This is a genomic window from Mastigocoleus testarum BC008, from assembly GCF_001456025.1.
Lineage (GTDB): Bacteria > Cyanobacteriota > Cyanobacteriia > Cyanobacteriales > Nostocaceae > Mastigocoleus > Mastigocoleus testarum.
Genome location: NZ_LMTZ01000085.1, coordinates 280,337 through 302,545, shown reverse-complemented (window position 1 = coordinate 302,545; position 22,209 = coordinate 280,337). Strand labels below are relative to the sequence as shown.

The following is a 22,209-nucleotide window of genomic DNA, read 5'->3' as shown; positions in this document are numbered from 1 at the left end:
TAATTTACTTTCAAACTATCTAATTGAGCAACTGAGACACCCCAAAGTTGCAATACGCTGTAGTTTTTTTAGGCGCTCGGTGCGCCGAGGCGCACCATTGCTTATGCCAGTTGCGTAAGTCCTGTAAGTATAAAAAATTAAGATAACCTGCAATGGCTAATGAAAAACATCTTGCTTTGCTGAAGCAAGATGTAGATACTTGGAATGATTTTAGAAGAAAAAATCTAAATATATTTGTTGATCTCAGCGAAGTTGACCTCAATGGGGTTAACCTCAGTTGTGCCAATCTCGGTGGTGTAAACCTCAGTGGCGCTAACCTCAGTGATGCCGACCTCCATGGTGCCGAACTCTATCATGCCAAACTCAATAATGCCAAACTCAATAATGCCAACCTCTTTCGTGTCACATTCTATGATGCCAACCTCAGTGGTGCCAACCTCAGTGGTGCCCACCTTAATAGTACTGCCCTCAACCATGCCGACCTCAGTGGTGCCGACCTCAGTGGTGTCGACCTCAGCAGAGCAAACCTCAGAAATACAATCATCTCCGACCAGACAAAACTTGACAACAAATGGCGTTTAGTCTGGGAAATTTTTAATCAGCCATCTGAAAGACGAAACCTCAGTGGTGCTGACCTCAGCAGAGCAAACCTCTGGAGCGCAGATCTCAGTCATGCCGACCTCAGCAGAGCAAACCTCAGCAGAGCAAACCTCAGTAATGCAAACCTCAGTAATGCAAACCTTACTTTTGCACTTCTCAGGGGTGTAAACCTTTGCGGCGCAGATCTCAGCAACGCAGACCTCAGTTACGCAAACCTCAGGAGGGGTCTGTACTTCCTCAGTTGCCGTTGGGATAAAGATACAAACTGGGAAGGTGTACGCGGCTTGGAAAACTCAAAGAATCTACCAGAAGCCTTAAAGCGACAGCTGGGATTGGGGTTTTATAAAAATTACTCAAAGTTTGTCAATCTTATTCGAAGATTATGGTTTTCAACCTGGTAAGGGGTTATGTATTAATAACTGGAGTTTAGACTAAACACTACAAAATGACTCAGCAGCACTGATTCCCCACCTCTACAATGATTATCATTTTCATTGTTGATTATTTTATTCTTTGGAAGTCCCATTGTTGATTGTCTTAAACTAATTACGTAATGCTACACATAAAATGCTATTCCGGATCAAAACTCGTGGTTTTTCCATGACTTTACCCAATATCGGTCAATCTTTAGCAACTCTTTAAAGGTTTTACAGCAGAATTTACCTAGCGACATTAAGTTCTAATTTGAATAATGAGATTAGGGTGTAAAGACCTAATGTATTCGTATTGCTGCGAGTTTACAGTACATGAGCTACTGCTTAAATCCTAATTGTTCAGAGCCTAGAAATAAGGCAAATGCTAAATTGTGTCACTCTTGTGACTCGCAACTGTTATTGCGCGATCGCTATCAAGTGCTAAAAGCTTTAGGTCAAGGTGGCTTTGGAGCAACTTTTTTAGCTGAAGATAGAGTTTTACCGGGACAACCTCGTTGTGTAATTAAACAATTGCGTCCTTCTGGAACAGCACCTTATCTCTTACAGATGGCGCGCGAGCTTTTTGAAAGAGAAGCTGTAACTTTAGGAAAAATTGGCAATCATCCCCAGATGCCACGATTATTAGACTATTTTGAAGATAGAGAACATTTTTACTTAGTACAAGAATATATCAGTGGAGCAACTCTACAACAAGAGGTAAAACGCAATGGAGCGCAAAATGAAACTGATGTCAGGGAGTTTCTTTGTGAAATGTTACCCTTACTGCAATATCTCCACGAACGTCAAGTAATTCACCGCGATATCAAACCGGCTAACTTAATTCGCCGCGCTCAAGATAAGAAATTGGTTTTGATTGATTTTGGTGCAGTTAAAAACCAAGTAACTCAAATTGCTGCATCACAATCTGGTCAGACTGCGCTGACTGCATACGCTATTGGTACTCCTGGTTTTGCTCCACCAGAACAAATGGCTATGCGACCGGTCTACGCTAGTGATATTTATGCTTTGGGAATTACTTGCATTTACTTATTAACTGGTAAATCACCCAAAGACTTAGAATACAATCCCACAACTGGTGAAATGATGTGGGAAAACATGGTTAAAGTTAGTCAACACTTTATTGAAGTGTTGCGTAAGATGCTTGAAGTCTCTGTCCGCAATCGTTACCATTCGGCTTCTGAAGTTCTTAGAGCTTTGGAAATGGAGCCTTATCTGGATAGTTTAGCTGATGGCTTGGTTGCACAACCAAATAATATCGGAAAAGGAAAATACTCCAATTTTGACAACAGTTCGAATAATTCAACTGGAAATAGCAGTAGTTCTGGTGTCGCTCAAGTTGCAGCTGCAATTCGTGCGAGACGTGCTCGTATCCCAGATACAAATTCCAATATCAAGGATTCACGTCAGCGAGTCGTAACAACACAACCAAGATCGTCAAGCACTAATGTTCATTCGGGAAACTCCACATCTGTTAGCAGAATTAAATTACAGCCTTACTTAAATGCCGAGAATTTATTAGCTGCATATCTTAAAGGTCGGCGAGATTTTGCTTCCCATAATTTAAGTCTGCTAAATCTTCCTGGCGCAAATTTATCTGAAACTAATTTTCATTCTTCCCGTTTAGAAAAAACTAACTTCCAAGGAGCTAATCTTCATAATAACGACTTTGGGAAAGCAAGCTTGAATCGCGCAAATCTCCGGGATTCTAACTTGAGTAAAACTTACCTCTCCTACGCCGATTTAGAAGGAGCCGATCTACGTGGTGCAGACCTCAGTAATGCTTATCTTTCCCATGCTAATCTTCGAGGAGCAAATCTGTGTGGAGCTAATTTAACTGGAGCTAAAGTTACAGATGAGCAACTTGCGTTAGCTAAAACAAACTGGATGACTATTCGTCCCAATGGTCGACGTGGTTTGTTGTGATTATTAATAACTATTTAATGATGCTTGTTGATTAGTGATTTATGTTTTTTTAATAATTTCGGTAATAACGCGGTTACAACAAATATACAAAAACTTTAATCTAAAAGTGTACACCTAAGTATATTATTTAAAATTCAGATTTTCTCATGGAAGCAGATAGTGATACCGAACGCCAGTCAAAATTAATTTTTTTAAAGAAAACTCTCGGTAATTTCGTATTTATCGAGTAGTGGGGATAAACCTGCTTGAAATCAGTGTCTCGGTAGAAAATCGGTACCAATACTTTTCTGCTTTTAAAATGACACCAAACATTTACAATCGATATGAGCAACTTACATTTATCAAGAGTGGAACGTTCGCCTGTAGTGGCTGAGTTAGCTCAAAGTGAACTTCAGAAAAAGCTACAACTTTATCAAGTTTTTTTGAAGTTATATGAACATCATGGTGCTCTTTTAAATCAAATTCTCCAACTAGAAAATCTTACTGATTTATCTTTCGAACAAACAAGACAAAGTTATGTCCAAGCTGTAATTAATGGAAAAGAGTCTTGCATTATTACTAATTTAGGAGAAGGAAAATCTCGCAAGTTGCGACAACCACAATTAATATGGACAATCGGTCGTGGTGAAAATAATGGAATTTGCGTTGGTAACCAATATATCTCTCGACATCATGCAGCAATTCAATACCTCAAAGCGAAAGGTTTTATTCTAATTGATTTCAACAGTACTAATGGTTCTTATGTAAATGGGGAGAGAATTTATCAATCCCAAGAAATTCAAGATGGGGATTCTATACGTTTAGGAAATTTAATTTTTCCATTTTTCATTAATTTATCTACCCAAATCCTACCTATTGTAGCCACCGAGCTATTAACGCAATCAATACCTAAAAAAAATAAATTAAATACTCGTGAACCTGAGAATTTTTCTGACGAAACAAAACAATTTCCTTCAAGCTTAAGTTCTTCTCCAGAAATACTTCAAAAACTTAAGAGCAGCGACCGCCATCTTGTAGGAATATCTATCTTAGAGAAACATTTAAAATTACATCAAAATTCAGAAATAGTTGATAGTTTCTTTGAATCAAAATAAAAATTACACTTAGGGGATTGGGGATAGCACTGCGTGCCGCCCGCCGCCTGTGCTAACGCACCGCTAGAGCCTACGGCGTCGGCAAAGCCTCTGACTAACGTCACGCTTCGCTTTCACTAATGTGCTAACGCGCAAGCGCGCTCATAGCGGCATATGGGGATTGGGAATTGGTAATCAGTATTTTATATTTACTGTAAACATTCCAATTTGCTCAAGCCTCCCTGAAAAAATAAAGAAGGCTCGAGTTATTTATATTTATTTTTTGCTGCTTTCTGGTGATGCTTTATCTAATCCTTCATCACTGGATTTTTCTTTTTTGCTGCTCTTACCGTTTTTGCTGCTTACAGAATTAGAAGAAACAACTGCTCCTAAATCTAGTTTTTCACGTACTAACTGTCTAATTGTTTCGGTAATCTCTGGATTCTCTTCAAGGTATTTAATCGCATTATCTCGACCTTGGGAAATATTATCGCCGTTGTAGCTGTACCAAGCACCTTTACGATTGAGAATTCCTGTTTCTTCTGCTAAATCAACAATACATCCTAAAGTGGAAATTCCTCGACCGAAAATAACATCAAATTCTGCAATTCTAAATGGTGGAGCGACCTTATTTTTTGCTACTTTAACTTTGACTCGAATCCCAAACTCCTCGGTACCTTTTTTCAAGGTCTGAATTCGGCGAATATCCAAACGAACAGAGGAATAGTATTTTAAAGCATTACCACCAGTTGTAGTTTCTGGGTTACCGTAGCTAATACCAATTTTTTGCCGGAGCTGGTTAATAAATAGAACAGTACAACCAGATTTACCAATATTACCAGTAATTTTACGTAGAGCTTGACTCATTAAACGAGCTTGTAAACCTACGTGAGCATCACCCATATCTCCCTCAATTTCTGCTCGAGGGACCAACGCCGCAACAGAGTCCACAACCACAATATCCACCGCTGCAGAACGGACCAATTGATCGACAATTTCTAAGGCTGCTTCACCTGTATCGGGCTGAGATACTAGTAAATTTTCGATGTCTACACCCAGCGCAGATGCATAGGTGGGGTCAAGAGCATGCTCTGCATCGACAAAAGCTGCAATACCACCTGCTTTTTGTACTTCTGCGATCGCATGCAGCGCTACTGTTGTTTTTGCCGAACTTTCTGGACCATAAATTTCAATTACCCTTCCTTTGGGTAAACCACCTCCCAAAGCCAGATCCAAAGTGAGCGCACCAGTGCAAATGGTTTCTACCTTCATCCGGGAAGCATCCCCCAGGCGCATAATTGTGCCTTTTCCAAAGGTACGCTCAATCTGGCTCAGTACCATATTGAGGGCTTTTTCCTTTCCTGCATTATCAGTGGTGTTAACAGCCATTATTGCCTCTAAGATAATAATTTAATTCCAAATGTTCCAAGCACGAAAGACGTCGATCAGTAAGATGAGTCGTGCCTAATTTTAAATTTCGATCTAAGATGTTAACTAGAACATAAATACTACTTTACGTGAAAAATGCGAAAATGGATCTGTTTATTTTTAATTGACTTGCTGTGAAAGTGTGAGGACATCCTAATTTACAGCTTACTTGGTAGGTAATAGTAGCGTTAAAGATTAAAAGATTGGTGATTTAAGTTGACTATCAAATTAATTACAACAACAAAATATGAGAATTATCGAACTTCGTTATTGGAATTTTAAAAGTAACAAGTGGGAAGAAAAATCCCTCTCGTAATACCGATATTGATGTTTCCTATATTGATATTCTCTGTTCTGTGTGAATGTGTGAGACCGAAATGATACAAGTAATTGAACTTTACTGAATAACGTATTATTACTTAGTCGATATGTAGAATAATCTTCTTTTTCACTCAGTTAGTTGACAAAGTTACATAATGATTATGCAGTAACTATAAGGCATGTTTCGCACATTAGAATGAAAACTAAAAAATATTTAAAAAAGGATTGAAACTATATTTTAATAGACCTGATAGGAAATTGACTTACGACCCTAAATTGATGACATCTGATTTAATTGGTGCTACATTAAGGGTCTTTATCGTTATATAAGCAAACATAAAAAATAATACATCTAGACTCGCGTCCGTTCCCACCAAAATCATGTCTTTTGAGCTTTCTAATTCTGCTGTCGACCTCATTGCTGATACAGCGCTTTCAGTAACTGGATTAACTGACTACATTCGTTTGCTTGTGGAAGAGGACAAGCATTTACGCCAAATTTGGGTGAAAGGAGAAGTTTCTAGCGCCAATAATCATAAGGTCGGATTATTTTTCACTTTCCAAGACCCTGATGGTGGCGCAGCTATTAAATGCGTAATTTGGAGGAGTCAGCTAGGAAAACTCGCCCAGTTACCAAAAGTTGGGGAACAGTTAATTATTCTGGGTAGTTTGCGATTATATCCTGCAAGGGGAGAATATCAACTTAATGTATGGCAAACTTTGCCTGCTGGTGTTGGTTTACAGGCGTTACGTTACCAGCAACTACGAAAACGTTTGGAGGTTGAAGGTTTATTTGATGTTGAGAGAAAAAAATCCCTTCCTTCCCATCCCCAAACGATTGCTGTTGTCACTTCACCAACCGCAGCAGCTTGGGGCGATATTCAAAAAACTTTAAAACAGAGATATCCGGGTTTACACGTATTGTTTTCTCCGGCGACAGTCCAAGGGGAACAAGCACCGACTTCAATTGTTAAAGCAATTAAGAGGGTAGAAGAGGACAAACGGGCAGAAGTGTTGATTTTATCCCGTGGTGGAGGGGCTGTAGAAGAATTAGCTTGTTTTAATGATGAACGAGTAGTCAGAGCAGTTGCTGAATGTTCGATACCGATAATTACGGGTATCGGTCATCAAAGAGATGAATCATTGGTAGATTTGGTTGCAGATCGAAGAGTACACACCCCCACAGCAGCGGCAGAATTAGTTGTACCTGCGATCGCAGAACTTTACAGTCAGCATCAAGAACGAGTTACTACTTTATATGAAGTAGTGGGTAACTGTTACACAGATGCAGCAGATAGATTGCAATTAATCGAAAATCGTTTGCGACGTTTGGGCTTAGATCGGCAAATTGAACAGGAATTACAAGCCTTAAGTTGGAAGCGTCAGAGATTGTTGCAGGGAACAACCTTGCAGTTGCAACAATCTTTTGCATATGTAGAGATGTTGAGACAAAAATTAGCAACTCTTGACCCTAAAGCAGTACTAAAGCGTGGTTATGCTGTAGTAAGACAAGAAAACGGAATTATTGCTCGTTGTGCTGCTGACTTGACTGAGGGGGATCGGTTATTGGTAGAGTTGAATGATGGAGAAATTCAGGTACGAGTTACAGAAATAAAAAATACTAGGGCATTAAGGGATAAAGACTCTAATGATCATGAAATCGGCTGAAAAATTGGATTCTGAGTGGAATTATGAGGCGAAGGTTGCTGAGGTAGAGGCAATAATAGCTAGCATTGAGGCGGGTAATTTAGATTTGGAAGAAGTGTTCGAGCAGTTTGCTGTGGCTGCAAAATCTTTGTGTGAATGCGAAACTTTTCTACGAGAACGTCAGCAGCAAGTAGATTTATTGATCGAAAATTTGCAAGATAGTTAATTTCGCTGTTGGCGATGTGGTTTTAATTTAATTCCATATTTGGGCAGATTGACAAAAATTACCTTGCACATAATAATTATTAATCTGTTGCCCATAAACAAAAATTACGCAAGTCTAGCGCTATGCGCAAGTAAAAATTCATTAGCATAGCGTGTCCGTAGGACATAAGTCGAAATTCAAAAGTAATTGACATAAGCTTTCTCGTAAGAGTAAGTCAAAATGTTACAATTCACAGCGTAGTTTTATACTGTGAATCAGTTGGAATTGACTGAAGTTTTGAACTGAGGGCGGGATAGGGGATATTAGAGATAAAGAAAATTTGGTAACTGTAGACCTTAGGAAGCAAAGCTAAGGTCAGTTTGCCGAGTTTTTATAACTCGGTTGTTTTTATCAATAATTTTATTGTGGTTTGGTATTAGCTTTTAGGGCTACTAATCTAACCAACTCGATATCCAAGTCTAAGGCTTCAGCTATTTGTTCTACAGTAGCACCTAAATTTAACATAAAAGGAACTGCTTCGAGTTTTCCTTCGACTTTACCTTCTTGTTTAGCTTCTTGATAAACTTTAGTTTGCTTTAACTCGCTAAATCCAAACATTTTCTCAATCTCCTCCCAACTTTTCTCGGGAAATTTATAAACAATAATTGTTTCTATCAGTTCGATAAATTCCCTTTGGGTAATTTTCGATGTTATTTCTTTTCCGGCGAGTTTAATTAACTCCCTAGCTTTTGTGACTGCGCTTGATTCTGGCTCTACTACAATTTAACAGTGCCAAGACCAATAGACTGTTCTGCTGCTGAATCTAGTTCGTCTAAATACACCCGCGTTACTCATCCGGATGTGAGTAGTTCTGAATATCTTTCTGTTTCTCCCACATCAATGCTACGACTTGGGTAAACTACTACTCCACGCCAATTATTGGTAAGTTCTGTTTTATCAAGGTAAAGAAATATTTCTGTAAACAGACGAGAGTAGAATTTTTTATCCGCTTGGAATTGCACTTCTGCAAAGTAGATGAGGGATGATGGATCGCTTTTGGGGAGAAATACACCATCAATTCGGAAAGCTAGTTGCTTAACTTCTACGGAGGAAAATTGGTAGTTGTTGACGGTTTCGGGTGGTTGATTGATGAGTTAGTTCAAAGAAGATGCTGGGGAAGCTTTGAAATAAACGGTAGAATATCGTGTCTGTTTTCACGCGGATCGATGCTGAGTTGTTGGCGTAAGTTTAGATATTACTTTATATCTTTAAGGTTTGATTGGGAAATATTATCAAGGAAGTTATTTTTGGTGATCTGATGCACCCGGACGCTGAACACCCGATCTCAATATTGAATTTTCAACATTGAAGTTTATACTAACGTTTGACGATAGTAACGTAAAGCGATAGTATTGTGATTGTTAGTTTTAAATCTGAAGAGACAAAGCTTATATTTGACGGCTTTACATCTTCTCATTATCCGCCCAATATCCAAAAAACTGCTTTAAGAAAGCTGCTTATGCTTGATGCTGCAACATCAATTAATGATTTGCGCGTCCCACCTGGTAATCGCTTGGAAAAACTAGTTGGCGATCGGAAAGGACAGTACAGTATTCGTATTAACGACCAATGGCGAATCTGCTTTGTTTGGACAGATGAAACCAACGCTTCGGATGTTGAAATAGTAGATTACCACTGATGCAGGTCAATAATTATGAAGGATAACCGTTTACCAAATATACATCCTGGGGAAATTCTACAACTAGAATTTTTAGAACCATTAAGTATCACTCCTTATCGATTAAGTAAAGATATAGGTGTAGCTCAGACACGAATTAGTGAAATTTTATCTGGAAAACGCAGTATTACAGCAGATACAGCTTTGCGTTTTTCTCGTTATTTTGGTAATAGTGCTCAGTTTTGGTTGAATTTACAAACGCAATACGATATACGTCAAGCTCTTGAAGAGAATACAGAAGTTTATAATCAAATACCTACACGTCCGTTCAATGATGTAGCCTGATTTTTGGGGAGAAATACACCATCTAATCCGGAAAGCGAGTTGCTTAACTTCGACTGAGGAAAATTGGTAGTTGTTGGCGGTTTCGGGTGGTTGCTTGATGAGTTCAAAGAAGATGCTGGGGAAGCTTTAGAATAAATGGTATGATATCATATCTGTTTTAACGCGGATTGATCCTGAGTTGGTGTCGCAAGTTCTAATTTTATTCGATTATTTGCTCTTTTTTACAGTTTAAGAACAAAGCTTTATTAGAAATCTGTAAATTGCGTACCACATTCACGGCAAATATAGTTTTCCCTTCCTTGAAAATAACCACGTTTTCCTATTTGATTAGAACTACATCTAGGGCATTTCATCTTTTTAATAACACCACGCTGCTTGGCTTGTGCCAATGTTTTATTAACAGCATATTTCTGATTAATGGAGTTAATGAGTTCTATTTGATTGTACTTTTTAGCAAGACCCCACAAGTCAACAATGTAGTCATAAGAGCCGTCGGAATTTTTAGCCAAACCTATGTCACATTCGCCTTCAAGGACTGCAACAATGTCAACGCGAGTTCTTATACCGTAACCGCGAACATCAGCATTTGTTTTCACCCTTATTCCCAAATCTCGGAGACTTTTTTTGAAAATTTCCGCATCTGTGATTTTAGTACGTAGGGAACTAAAGTGACTACCTTTTATAATTTTCCAATCAACATGTACAGCCTCACAAATTCTGATGAAATCATCTTCAGGAATTTCTAATTTTTGCCAAAATTGTTCTAAAATTTCTACTGAAGTATTGGAAGCTCGAACCCAACGCTCATCTAATTTTTCCCAATATTTCCTCGTTATAGCTTTTTCAATTATTTCTAATCCATGCTCAGTAGCTTTAAGATTACGAGCTTTGGGTTCTTTAGATTCCGAAATTTCATTTTTTATCTGTTCAGGAACAGGCAAACTTATATCACCAACCCATGGCTGACTTTCCTCATCAACAATTTCTTCAAGCTGGGCTACTGCAGATTCCGAAATTTCATTTTTTATCTGTTCAGGAACAAGCAAATTTACATCAGCAACCCATAGCTGACTTTCCTCATCAACAATTTCTTCAAGCTGGGCTACTGCTTCCTTCAAGTTGCCATAGAAAAAACTCTTCATTCCTTGAGAGTATACTAATAAAGGGCGAAAACCTGATTTTATGAGGGGCTGTGCAAGAGTTTCCAGCAACGAAACCAAACGAAAAACTTCTCCAATATCCTCCTGCTGCACTTTCTGACTCAGTACCTTTGCCAATTCTCGCGCAGCTTTATAGGGCTTAGAATACGCCAACGCAGTCCATTCCTGAGCTTGTGCTAAATCCTGCGTATCTGGATCATCTCCAACCAACACTTGCGCCACATAATCCAGCAAAAACTCTCCCAACTCATCAAATCTTTCCTGTCCAAACTCTTCCTTCAATTCCCGCAATAATAAATTACGGTCAGCAATATCCATCTCATACATTTCATAGCCGACCTGGCGACATAAACGCGATAGCAATACACGAGCAACCGCTGTCCAAGGGGCTTCCGGCACAAAGTTTGCCCAAAGTTGGTAGAGTAGCTCGGGTGTCAGCACCAAAGGGAACGCCGCATGACGAGCCAAGTTACGGTGTGCTTCCCCAAACTGCTGGGTAAATCCTTTAACCCGTCTTTGGGCTATTTGCATTTCCCGCTCTTTGCTTGTGGTTGGCATTAATAAAAACTCTAGTAGCGTAAAGATTCATCCAATTATTTGACTGCAATATATCGACCCCGCAACACACTAATTGCTGCATTCATTCCCTGGGAACTCATCTCAAACATCGGTACAAAACTGGCAATTTCCCCAGCTGTAGTTTGTCCCCAGTCTTCACTCGGCATTGGGTTGAGCCAAGCAAAATAACGCACTGACTGTTGTAACTCCTTAATCCATACCTTAGTATTATCAATCCGTTCCTGGTCAAAATTCCCCCGTGCAGCTCCAGCATCGCTAATTATTAATACCGCCGCCCGTTCGCCAATTTCCTCCAAAACCTCAGAAATAGGCTTAGCATCAATCATTGCTGGATGACGGTATAAGTATTCATCCGGGTAATCGTGAAAATAAAATACATTCGTTGTTCTCAGCCGTCCTCCCCGTTGCGCCGTTTCTACCAACTGGCGCGATAAGTCGTGAAACGGTACCATCGAGCCTTCTTGGTCGATTAGTAACACCAAATCAGTGCGATTTATACGTGGCGGCATCAGTACGGGTTGTAGTAAAATTCCCTCACGTTCAATTTTTGCTACCGTCGCTTCAATATCTAACTCTGTCGGTATTCCTTGGCGCACCGGACGACGCAGAGAACGCCAGCACTGCTTCATTTTTCGCTTAGTTACAGGGAAATACTCTGTCAAAAGCATGTAGCGGGGACGTTTAATTTCTCTCTCGCTACGATTGCTCCGCACAGCTTGAACTGCTTGTACCGGTTCGGGGGTGATGGTGGGAGGAGAAGCTGTCTTTAAATCTGGTAAAGGTTCATCAACTGGATCTTCTTCAATAGTTGATGTTTCAATTGAGGTAGATTCGTCATTTTCTAATGTAGGTGAGCTAGAAGTTAAACTTGAGGTGTCAGTACTGGATGAAGTTTCATTTCTGGATGAAGTTTCATTTAAAGATAAAGACGCAGGGGAATTTTCTTGTATGTTTAAATCGAAATTTGGGAGCGATTTGACTTGTTTCCACATCTCCTCAAACAACCGCTGAATGAGACGATTTTCATCCTCAGACTTTGCCCATAACATACAACAAAGCTGCTCTAATTCTTGGCGGTCGCTAATTCCAAAACCTGCTTCTAAACTACGTACAACGGCTAAATATTCTTCAACCCCCAACGGTAAACCATGTCGCTGTCGCAGACCATTAAAAATATCTAGCAGTGGTAGTTGGTCTAGGTTCATGATTTTTGTAAATACCGCAAATGGTCTTCCCATTTTTTCAATAAAACTTCGGGGAAGGGTATTTTTTCTTCTAGTTGCTTTAATATTTCATCTTTAGGGAATTGTCGCAACACAGCAAACCAGTCCAATAATTCACTGGTAGTAACTTTCTTACCTGTTTTTCCCTTCTCCATTTTCTGTCGCAAGTCGCTAAAACGTTTCACCACAGCTTCTACTAAATCGGGCGAAGATTCGGGAAAATGAAAATTGACAATATTAGCTAATTGTGTATGTGGAAACTGAATATAGTAAAACAAACAACGTCGTAAAAAAGCATCAGGTAAATCCTTTTCATCGTTGCTGGTGACAATGACGATGGGAGGGTAATTTGCTTTGACTTCTTCCCCCTTTTCTTCAATCGTGAATTTTTGCTCGTCAAGCTCTCGCAACAAATCATTGGGGAAGTCAATATCTGCTTTATCAATCTCATCAATTAGTACTACCGTGCGTTGTTGATTTTTAAACGCACGTCCCAAGGGTCCCAATTTAATATAGTTATCTAAATTCTTGATTTGAGAATTACTTGCTTCTCCCATGCGAGCAAGTTGAGCATCGTGCAAACGTCCTACAGCATCGTAAGTGTAGAGTCCATCTTTTGCTCGAGTGGTGGATTTTATATACCAAGCTTGGTAAAGTAAACCTAATTCGTGAGCTACTGCTTGGGCTAGGGTAGTTTTACCGCATCCCGGTTCACCTTTGATTAATAAAGGACGCTTTTCAAGGAAAATAGCAAGGTTAACGGCTTTAATTAATTCTGGCGATGGTAGGTAAGGGGAAAGTCCATACTTTTGACAATCTTGGGGTGAGATTGGCTTACCGGTATAATATTGCTTGCCATTGGCAGTGAGTACATTTGTCAAATTTTTGTGCATTGTGCAAAAACCTTTTCGCAATCAATACTAAAAAAGCTACAAATTTCTTCAAAAACGTATTGAGGAATACCTTCGTAAGATTTTTCGAATAATATTTCAGATGTAAATTCTTCTAGTTCTATTTCGATATCACTGCGTTGCATTAAAACTTCTACAATCCATTCTTCAATAATATTTTGAGAAAAACTATTTATAGTTGGTAAATGTAAAGGTATTCGCGGATCTGTAACTGCAGGACTTGGTTCAGCTCCATTAATATTGGACTGATGAACTTTACCACCACGGTCAACTAAGAACATGAACAAGTGAGTAGATTGTTGAGGTGGATTTTCCCTCCCGATAGTTACCAATGGTTCCCAAAAATTCTCTAGCCAAGTAGATAAAACTTCTGCTTCTAAGCAATCGACCTGATTAAAGATGAAAACTACATCCTGAGTTTGCCAGCGATCACAAACTTTTTCCAGAATTTCGGAAGCTGAATTCGAGGGTACGTCGAATTTACGGCCCAATTGTATCCACAAACGTTCGATACTCCTGTAACCCACATCAAAAACTATTGGACTAATCTTTTTTAAACTTGCTTTTGTCCGAAGTAATTTCGCCAATAAAAATTCCAACCCACACTCAGGCTGATTATGAACTAAGAAAGCTGCTGTACGGTGGCTTCTCATCACTTCCCGGACTATCCTTGTTTGTTCCTGAAAGTCTACTTGTAGCAGCAAGTCAAACATCAAGGTATGTTTCATTTTGGGAGAATAAGTTTCTGATTCTGAAGCTGGTCTAGCTTCTCTTTGAACCAACCTAATTACTTCTCCGCGATCGCTAATCAGTGGGGTCTGGGGAATATTGACCGAATCGTAGTATTTTTGCAAATTTTGTTCAACAGAAACTGCTAGCATCCGGTTTGTAATCCATTTACCTTTGGGGACTAAATCTGGGTTAAGTCCAGCTAAAATAGCACCCGCAAGTATCCCATGTTTACCATCTAGCTGCTCATAGGCAACTTCATAGTCACGGGATGCTGCAATCAAAGAGCGATCGCACCCTGGACTTTGTCTTCTCAATTCAGTATCCTTAAAATTAAGTAATTCTCCAGCGAAGCAGCAATCGAGCCAAATAATCTGCTGTTTGACTTGGCTTTGCAGTAGTATATTCCATAAAAGTTCCAGTGAAAAACCCCACTGATTCTTTCTTGGAGAACTATCACTGGCTGCTAAAAAACCCTGTGTTAAATTTTGTCTTAATTGCTTCCGCAATCCGTGTCCAGCGAAGAATAGTAAAGCTGTTTCTGGGGGTCTTTCAGTTTCAGGAAGGAATAGATCGAGGATTGCCTTTTCTAATTCTTCAGTTTTGAAAGGGTTATCTGGATTTGGATCAACCTGTAATTTTCCATTGATGATACTTGCTGGGAAGCGTTTGACTCGAAAGTTTTCGTTAGCTTCTAACTGTTGGGCAATAACTTCTGCGTCAGTTGCTGGGGTGGTGAGATGCTTGCATTTACCTAATGGATCTTTGAGGAAAGGATATTTGTTTATTCCTATTACTAAAGCATCTCGACTCATATTGCATTTATATATCCAAATCTATTTATATATTTATTCAAGTATAAAAAGTTTTATAAGCTGTAGCTGACTTTAGCCTATTAATCTAAGCAATGAAGTTTCAACTTCTTTAAGAGATTCTCTTGTTTCTGCAACCCTTTCTCGACGACCAATACGCTCAAAAATTTCTAACGCCTTCTTAAGCCATTTTTCAGCTTCCCTTAGTTTACTTATTGTTCTAGAAATCTCAGACTCTCTTTGAGCAGAACGTTGTTCTAGAAGACCATAACCTCGATAGCACCATGCAATTGTATGGGTTCTACCAATAAATTCAGCTATTTTCAATGCTTCATCAAACCTATGACGTATTTCTTCTATTGGCTTTTCTTGCAACAAAATCTCCACATGACCTAAGTTTGCAGCACTAAAAGTTATTAGAGCTTCCTTATTTTGCCATTGGCTTTTCTGAGCATTTTCCAATACTTGGGAGTATAGTTTTTGTGCAAATTCATAATTTTGTCTACTTTCAAGCTTTTCGTTAATTTCATTTTTCCAATAGCCTATATCCATTGCTAAATCACCTTGATTAGAATCAATTAAAGCAATTGAATAATCTGGTTCTTCAAAAGTCCATACTGTACCTTTATTCTCAATATACAAATTCATGAGACTACGAGCTTTGTTATGATAATCATTGGCGTTCTTAAAAATTGTTTCTATTTTATTATTTAATGAGTTACTCTGATTACGCTTGAATTGTTCCATCGCCTTACCATGGAAAATTAGTGCACGTAGTTGAGCAACTTTAGCCTTATAAAGGGTTACAAAAGAATTATTTCGAGGAATTTTATCCAGATTTTCTTCAGCCTTTGCTAACCACTTTTTTGCTTCTTCATAATTATTCTGACGACAACAGACCCAACCTGCTCCAAAAGCAGAACGCCAGACAGCTTCATAATCCTTACTAGGTAAATCTTGCTGCAATTCAGAAGCAGAAGTGCAAATTTGAATACGAGTATCCCAGAATCCTCTTTCAAATAAGAAATGATTTAAAGAATCAACTATTTTAAATGTGTTTGTAAATTCTCTTTGATTGCGACACCATGAAAATGCTGCTAAACAATTGGGTAAGTCTTGTTCTAACTCTTCATATTTATCGAGCCCCAACCCAGGTCTTGCTAATTTCTCCATTAGAGCAATAAAGTATCTAACTGCTTCACTGTATATTGCTCTTTTCAAGACTGTATCATCGTCAATTTTATTTCCAGCAAAACTTCGAGTTAGGGGATGAATTGAAAAACGAAGTTTTTCACCCCCCATTAGGTCTCGATTTGGTTGTATTAATGACAACGTAATTAAATATTCAATTGCCGACTGAAAATTTTCTTGCTTAATACCACTTATTACTTGGATTGCTTCTTCCGATGCTGGAGCAGTAAAAAAAGTCATGCTCATAAGAATTCGACGGGCTTCTGTATTAAGTAAATTCCAAGAATTGCCAAAAATACTCACCAGCATATTATTTACCTGGGATTCATTTCCGGTAATTCCGCTACCTGTTTGTCTCTCACGGTTTGTTAAATTTCTTAGAACAAGTTCGAGAGGAATTCTTTGAGACAGTTGTCCAATAATCCATTGCAGAGCGAGAGGCAATCCAGATGTTATATTGTGAATATTTTTCAAGTCATCTTCAGCTAAATACTGTTTTACACCTTTATTTTTCCCAACTTCTTTCAACATTTGATAAGTTTGAGAAAAGGTGAATCCTTCTAAGTTAATAACTGAATAATCTCTTGGTAAAATATGTCTAGTTGTAATTAAAATCTTACTTGGATAAAAATTGTTATTTGCAAGAAATTTGTCTACTTGTTTATCACCAATTCTTTCAAAACTATCGACAACCAAAAGATATCTATCGTGACGAAGAAGTTCAGATACTTTTTCTTGTTTCTGACTCATTGTTAATTGGTCTGAACGATAATCAATCGCCCTTAAGACAATATCCAATAAATCAGCTAAATCAATAGGAGAGTCATTGGCTGATACCCAAATAACTTTTCTGAATAATCCTTCTACTTTTCTAGCAGCTTCTGCAGCTAATACAGTTTTACCTGTCCCACCCATCCCACGTATGACTATATTCCTAACCCATTTTTCTTGAGATTTTAAGGCTTCTTCAATAAATTGTTGCTCTTCTGGTCTTTCAATAAATTGTATTGGTGATGGAATACTGTTTTTTGATAAATTACCTGCTGCTATAGAAGCATCATTTGATGATACTTTTTCTTCTATAAGTGAGATTTCGCGACGCAATTCTAAATAACTTTGTAGAAGATTTTCTGAACACTTACTCATCCCACCTGTATTTTCAATATTTTGCTCCAAATCACTTAATTGAGATTTCTTTTCTTCCAATATTTTCAAATAATTTGGTGGTGTCATTTGAGTATTTTCACTTAAGTTATATTTATTTACGTATGATGTTGGCAATTGTTCTATACTATTTTTATTTAAGTTAGATTCTTGTATTTTTTCTTCAGAATATCTTATGGTTTTAATTAAGTTAATTTTTCCCCCATGTTTACTAATTTCTGGTTTCTGAGAAATTTTAGCCTGGGTATAGTATTTTTCTAATTGCTTATCAACAAAATTTGCTACGTCCAAATCAGTTATCCAATTGCCTTCTTGTATTCGATAAGGGTCAAGTGCTTTTAGCAAAGCGCCAGAAAGCAACCCATGCTTACCATCCAACTGCTGATAAGCGACTTCAGAACTATGAGATGCAGCAATTAAAAAACGATCGCGTTGAGAACCTTGTGCTGAAATATTAATCTCTTTGAAGTCAAGCAAGCCACCACTAAAACAAGAATCTAGCCAGACAATTTGCTCAGTAACCGGACTTCGTTGTAGTATTTCCCATAAATCTCTAAGTAATAAACCCTTTAACTGATTTTTGCGATAACCAGCATCACTAGTTGCTAAAATAGTCTGTTTAATACTTCCCAATTGCTTAACCAGTCCATGCCCTGTAAAGAATAATAATGCTGAACTTCGCTTATCTTCTGATATAAACAGTCTAGTTACGGCATCTACTAGTTCATCAGAATTAATTGGTTTTCGGGGATCTACTTGTAATTTACCATTAGTAATGCTTGAGGGTAAGCGTTGTACTCTGAAGGAACCATGATTTTCGAGTAGTTGTGCAATCGCTTCTGCATCTGTAGCAGGAGTTGTCAGATGCTTTGCTTCACTTGTGGGTGTATCCTTCAAAAAAGGATATTTGTTAATGCCAACTACTAGAGCCTGTCGCAGCATGATTGTTTTAAGCACTAGTATGATTTCAAACTATAGCGTATTTAATTAATTCTATGCATGAACCTCCTAGAATTATTTTGCTAGCTTTGCTTATAGCTTTAGAACAATTAAAATCTCCCCTTACTCCAGAAGAAAAAGAAGCTTTAGAAACTACTGCTTCACAACTATATTTAGATCCAGATGACTGGGATTTTATTAAGGAAGGATTAATTGTAACAATTGAGAAAAATCCTGATTTGTATAAGAATTACCAAACTACTTTAGTTAAATTACAAGCAGTTAAGGGTAATATTCCTTCAGAATTAATGCCTACCAAGAAAGAACTAGAAGCCGAATTAGTTCAGGGAAATAAGGAACCCATAACTTTTGGACACTTTGAAGGAGAGCCAGATCGCGAAAGTGACGAAATTTTAAACGTAACAATTAATGTATTGAGAAAGGAACCAGAAAAAACTGTTAAGAATCTCAGCTTTATTGAACGAATAAAAAACTGGCTTTCAAATCAACAAAATCCCTAATAAAACCAAATTTATGAGCGAACTTATTTATCCCACCTTGGATTTATTTCTCTATGATTTGCGGGAAGGATTGGGTGACAATGATACAGATATAATTACTAATCAGAAATATTTTTTGCGCAAACTTCCGGAACAAGTTCACCCCCGAATCAAACAAAGGGATGATATAGAAGGGGAATATATCGAATTATTGGGTAAACGAGGTAGAGAACATTTTGATAACAGTACTCAAAAGTATACTTTGAAGGGATGGTATTATCCCGTACGCTTGGGGGATTGCTATGGATTACTTTTAGATTCTTCAGTTGAGCATTCCTTTGGAAATGTACAACAGGCTAAAAATGAAGCTATTACTGTTAGTTGTTTTACAGAACTAAAGGCAGAAATAGAAACTCGATTAAATGAAACTTCCAGCACTGTTGGACAGGTATGGATGCTATCGGGACAACTCTCGAATTTTTCCCATAATGATGCGGAATTTATTGCTAAGGAATGCTGCAAGGTCAATGAAATTAATCTGAATTGGGATTCGGATTTTCGTGGTCAATCTTCTTTTTTGGGAGGAATGTTATTTGAATTATGGCATTATCGCTTAAATATTCTAGCGAATTTACCAGATCGTCTTAATATTCACCATATCCAAGATAATCACTACGTTATCATTGCTATTTATCCAGATAGAAAAACTGCCAGAGAAGCTTCTAAGTTTAACTTTGATTGGCTACGTTTGTTTGCTTACCGTAGTAAAATTATTTGGGCTTATGGTCAAAGCCAGTATTTGAAAAAAAAGTTACAAAATTATAACGTTGTTATTGATGAATACCAAAAAGCTTTTAAAGCAGAAAAGTCTGGTAAATTAGATTTGAATAAACTAAGGCATACTTTAATTAATGCTCAGAATACTCTTTGGGACTACTCTGTAAATCTTAATTATCTTTCTACTCTAAGACGTACAATTGAAATTAATTTACTTAACTATGAAAGGCGATTAGGAAGAATAAAGCAAAAGCTAAACGACTTACAATCGCCTAGTGATTTAAAATTTTTACATGATTTTATTGAAGACGTAGAACGCAGATATTTAGGGCAAACAAAAAATGATCACGAAAGCTTAAATATTGGTTTAACTCTATTGACCGATCTAATTAACGCTATTCGTGGAATCACAGAAATTGAACGTTCACAACGCGATCGCACTTTTCAAAATACCATTGCAATATTAGGTGTATTTTTGGCTACTAGTTCCTTCATTGCTTCTATTACAGGTCAATTCCCAGAAGCAAAAAATGCCGAGCAAGCAGCAACATATCCTGTCGTCGGATCGATAATATCACATTGGATTCCTGAACCTTGGCTTGCTCCAGTCCTTTCTGTAACGATTAGTATAGGAATAGGGATAGTATTTGCCCTTATTACTTGGTTGATAATTAAAATATGGGAACTTATCCGAAAATAGTTTTTAGAGAATTGAATCCTCTACAAAGGAGACAAGGAAATATTTTTCCAAATAAACTTAGCAGAAACAGAGATGTCTGCATTGGCTCGCATACATTACCCAAACTTAGTAATTATTCTGTATCAGAAAGAACATAAATATAATTAATTTGCAAATATTTCCTTAATTTAGAGAGACGTTAGCACCTAACAGAAACATAACCTATCTGTTAATTACATGACTGTGAGGTCATAATTTTGCATCTTTATTTTTCTATTTAAATAGCCTTAATTTCAAATCAACAACAATACATTCAAATAGCTCGCAACTATTGCATCAAGCTAAAAACCACCTCTATCAAGTAATGCAGTGTTTCAAAAAAAGTTACAACATCTCACAAATTAGTTAAATAACTAACAAAGAAAGAAGGATAATAAATATACAAAGCATCTACTTTTTTATACAACTGCAGAGACAAGAGGTTGAACAACGTGGCGAAATTTATGTTTGTAACCGACTTGGATAACACTTTAGTCGGTGACGACAATGCTTTAGTAGAACTAAATCAGGAATTAAGTCGACATCGCCAAGAACAGGGAACTAAGATTGTTTATGCTACGGGGCGATCGCGAATTCTTTACCAGGAACTTCAAGAAGAAAAAAACCTCTTAGATCCAGATGCATTAGTTGTTGCTGTCGGCACAGAAATGTATCTAGACGGTAAAAATGAACCAGATCCAGCTTGGTCAGAAAAACTTTCACCAGGATGGGATAGAGATCTGGTATCATCAATAACCACTGACTTCCCTGAGTTAATTATGCAACAACAATCGGAACAAGGTGCTTTCAAATTGAGTTTTCACATCGAACAAACGGCAGCGACAAAAGTGCTACCGCAATTAGAATCAGCATTACAAGATGCCAATTTAGATATAAAGTTAATTTATAGTAGTGGTATTGACCTTGACATTGTTCCTCATCACAGCGATAAAGGTCAGGCAATGCAGTTTCTGCGCCAAAGATGGCAATTTGGATCTGAAAGGACTGTAGCCTGTGGCGACTCGGGGAATGACATAGCTTTATTTGCCGTCGGTAACGAACGGGGAATTATTGTTGGTAACGCTCGTGAGGAGTTACTCGGGTGGCACAATGAAAATCCTGCTGAATATCGCTATTTAGCGAAGAATAAGTGTGCAGGTGGTATTTTAGAAGGTTTGAAACATTTTGGTTTCTTGGAATGATTAGCTATCTTAAAGGTATTGTGGCTGGCATCCAGAACAGTAGCGCCAATCGCTACCTCTTGACTCTGGAAGTAAATGGTTTGGGTTATGATTTGCAAATTCCGGGACGAGTGGCAAAGCAATTGCCAGAATCGGGCACAACTGTGCAGGTTTTCACCCATTTTCAAATTCGGGATGAGGTTCCATTTCTCTATGGTTTTAGCTCCCCAGCAGAAAGGGATTTATTTCGATATTTGCAAAGTGTGAGTGGAATCGGTGCAGCATTAGCGATCGCAATGTTAGATACTTTGGAATTACCAGAGTTGGTTCAAGCGATCGTTAGCGCTAACGTGCAGTTATTAATCCAAACTCCAGGAATCGGCAAAAAAACCGCAGAACGGATTTGTTTGGAACTGAAGAGTAAATTGATTGAATGGCGCAAATCTGCTGGCTTCTTCGTTGCTACCGGTGGACCTGCACCAGGAATTTTGGAAGAAGTACAAATGACATTGTTAGCCCTGGGTTACACCCCCAATGAAGTCAGTCATGCTTTGCACTACGTCAGCGAGGAAATTGGATTAGATGATGATGCTTACGTAGAAGATTGGATTAAACAATCAATTGCTCACCTTAGCAGCGAACATATTAAGTAGAGTGTCACCAGGTTTGTT

Annotated in this window: 17 protein-coding genes and 3 pseudogenes; 11 read left to right on the top strand and 9 right to left on the bottom strand. The window is 38.0% G+C overall.

What is annotated here, in order from left to right; genetic code table 11:
- Nucleotides 1–152: 152 nt before the first annotated feature.
- The 3 genes from BC008_RS14970 to BC008_RS14960 all read left to right on the top strand — a co-directional run bounded on the left by BC008_RS14970 (nucleotide 153) and on the right by BC008_RS14960 (nucleotide 4,051).
- Complete coding sequence (locus BC008_RS14970; protein WP_058183646.1) at nucleotides 153–1,001, top strand: pentapeptide repeat-containing protein; 849 nt, start codon at nucleotides 153–155, stop codon at nucleotides 999–1,001.
- 345 nt (nucleotides 1,002–1,346) lie between these two features.
- Entirely contained in the window at nucleotides 1,347–2,957 is a 1,611-nt protein-coding gene (locus BC008_RS14965; protein ID WP_027842612.1) for a serine/threonine-protein kinase, read from the top strand.
- A gap of 323 nt (nucleotides 2,958–3,280) precedes the next feature.
- Nucleotides 3,281–4,051 (top strand): FHA domain-containing protein, encoded by a 771-nt coding sequence (locus BC008_RS14960; protein ID WP_063800769.1) that lies wholly within the window; start codon nucleotides 3,281–3,283, stop codon nucleotides 4,049–4,051.
- A gap of 255 nt (nucleotides 4,052–4,306) precedes the next feature.
- Here the strand turns inward: BC008_RS14960 and recA are convergent, their stop codons facing one another.
- Entirely contained in the window at nucleotides 4,307–5,419 is a 1,113-nt protein-coding gene (gene recA, locus BC008_RS14955; protein ID WP_027842613.1) for a recombinase RecA, read from the bottom strand.
- Between the two features lie 741 nt (nucleotides 5,420–6,160).
- Between recA and xseA the strand changes: the two genes are divergently transcribed.
- Together xseA and xseB are read left to right on the top strand one after the other, a co-directional pair.
- Nucleotides 6,161–7,447, top strand: a complete 1,287-nt coding sequence (xseA, locus tag BC008_RS14950; protein ID WP_036265123.1) for an exodeoxyribonuclease VII large subunit — start codon at nucleotides 6,161–6,163, stop codon at nucleotides 7,445–7,447.
- Nucleotides 7,434–7,652 carry an exodeoxyribonuclease VII small subunit gene (xseB, locus tag BC008_RS14945; protein ID WP_407657058.1) on the top strand — a complete coding sequence of 73 codons (219 nt, stop codon included), beginning with the start codon at nucleotides 7,434–7,436 and terminating at the stop codon, nucleotides 7,650–7,652. Before xseA ends, xseB begins: the two co-directional genes overlap by 14 nt.
- Nucleotides 7,653–8,051: 399 nt before the next feature.
- Here the strand turns inward: xseB and BC008_RS50515 are convergent.
- Nucleotides 8,052–8,849 (bottom strand): annotated as a pseudogene (locus BC008_RS50515) (Rpn family recombination-promoting nuclease/putative transposase).
- A gap of 196 nt (nucleotides 8,850–9,045) precedes the next feature.
- Here BC008_RS50515 and BC008_RS14935 point away from each other — a divergent pair.
- Entirely contained in the window at nucleotides 9,046–9,330 is a 285-nt protein-coding gene (locus BC008_RS14935; RefSeq protein ID WP_058183644.1) for a type II toxin-antitoxin system RelE/ParE family toxin, read from the top strand.
- 15 nt (nucleotides 9,331–9,345) lie between these two features.
- Nucleotides 9,346–9,654: a HigA family addiction module antitoxin gene (locus BC008_RS14930; protein ID WP_027842616.1), complete on the top strand. Its 309-nt coding sequence runs from the start codon at nucleotides 9,346–9,348 to the stop codon at nucleotides 9,652–9,654.
- Here BC008_RS14930 and BC008_RS51355 read toward each other — a convergent pair.
- The 7 genes and pseudogenes from BC008_RS51355 to BC008_RS14905 form a co-directional block, all read right to left on the bottom strand.
- A pseudogene (locus BC008_RS51355) lies at nucleotides 9,654–9,768 on the bottom strand (DUF2887 domain-containing protein); the annotation flags it as partial. The gene BC008_RS14930 and the pseudogene BC008_RS51355 overlap by 1 nt on opposite strands.
- A gap of 131 nt (nucleotides 9,769–9,899) precedes the next feature.
- Nucleotides 9,900–10,007 carry an IS1/IS1595 family N-terminal zinc-binding domain-containing protein gene (locus BC008_RS52930; RefSeq protein ID WP_456152290.1) on the bottom strand — a complete coding sequence of 36 codons (108 nt, stop codon included), beginning with the start codon at nucleotides 10,005–10,007 and terminating at the stop codon, nucleotides 9,900–9,902.
- A gap of 9 nt (nucleotides 10,008–10,016) precedes the next feature.
- Nucleotides 10,017–10,337 (bottom strand): annotated as a pseudogene (locus tag BC008_RS51350) (DUF1257 domain-containing protein); the annotation flags it as partial.
- Between the two features lie 1,070 nt (nucleotides 10,338–11,407).
- Nucleotides 11,408–12,631, bottom strand: coding sequence for a VWA domain-containing protein (locus BC008_RS14920; RefSeq protein ID WP_235595868.1), 1,224 nt, complete (start codon nucleotides 12,629–12,631; stop codon nucleotides 11,408–11,410).
- Entirely contained in the window at nucleotides 12,595–13,509 is a 915-nt protein-coding gene (locus tag BC008_RS14915) for an AAA family ATPase (RefSeq protein WP_027842618.1), read from the bottom strand. Before BC008_RS14915 ends, BC008_RS14920 begins: the two co-directional genes overlap by 37 nt.
- Complete coding sequence (locus BC008_RS47495) at nucleotides 13,494–15,071, bottom strand: caspase family protein (protein ID WP_058183643.1); 1,578 nt, start codon at nucleotides 15,069–15,071, stop codon at nucleotides 13,494–13,496. The genes BC008_RS14915 and BC008_RS47495 overlap by 16 nt, the downstream gene beginning before the upstream one ends.
- Before the next feature lie 72 nt (nucleotides 15,072–15,143).
- Nucleotides 15,144–18,365: an NB-ARC domain-containing protein gene (locus tag BC008_RS14905; RefSeq protein ID WP_036265125.1), complete on the bottom strand. Its 3,222-nt coding sequence runs from the start codon at nucleotides 18,363–18,365 to the stop codon at nucleotides 15,144–15,146.
- 53 nt (nucleotides 18,366–18,418) lie between these two features.
- On the opposite strand from BC008_RS14905, the gene BC008_RS14900 reads away from it, so the two are divergent.
- The 4 genes from BC008_RS14900 (at nucleotide 18,419) to ruvA (ending at nucleotide 22,191) form a co-directional block, all read left to right on the top strand.
- Nucleotides 18,419–18,883: a hypothetical protein gene (locus tag BC008_RS14900; RefSeq protein WP_027842620.1), complete on the top strand. Its 465-nt coding sequence runs from the start codon at nucleotides 18,419–18,421 to the stop codon at nucleotides 18,881–18,883.
- A 13-nt stretch (nucleotides 18,884–18,896) separates the two neighbouring features.
- Nucleotides 18,897–20,339, top strand: a complete 1,443-nt coding sequence (locus tag BC008_RS14895) for a hypothetical protein (protein ID WP_027842621.1) — start codon at nucleotides 18,897–18,899, stop codon at nucleotides 20,337–20,339.
- Nucleotides 20,340–20,809: 470 nt separating this feature from the next.
- The gene (locus BC008_RS14890) at nucleotides 20,810–21,559 is read left to right on the top strand and encodes a sucrose-phosphate phosphatase (RefSeq protein WP_027842622.1); all 750 of its coding nucleotides are present in this window, start codon (nucleotides 20,810–20,812) and stop codon (nucleotides 21,557–21,559) included.
- Nucleotides 21,556–22,191, top strand: a complete 636-nt coding sequence (ruvA, locus tag BC008_RS14885) for a Holliday junction branch migration protein RuvA (protein WP_027842623.1) — start codon at nucleotides 21,556–21,558, stop codon at nucleotides 22,189–22,191. The genes BC008_RS14890 and ruvA overlap by 4 nt, the downstream gene beginning before the upstream one ends.
- Nucleotides 22,192–22,209 lie beyond the last annotated feature (18 nt).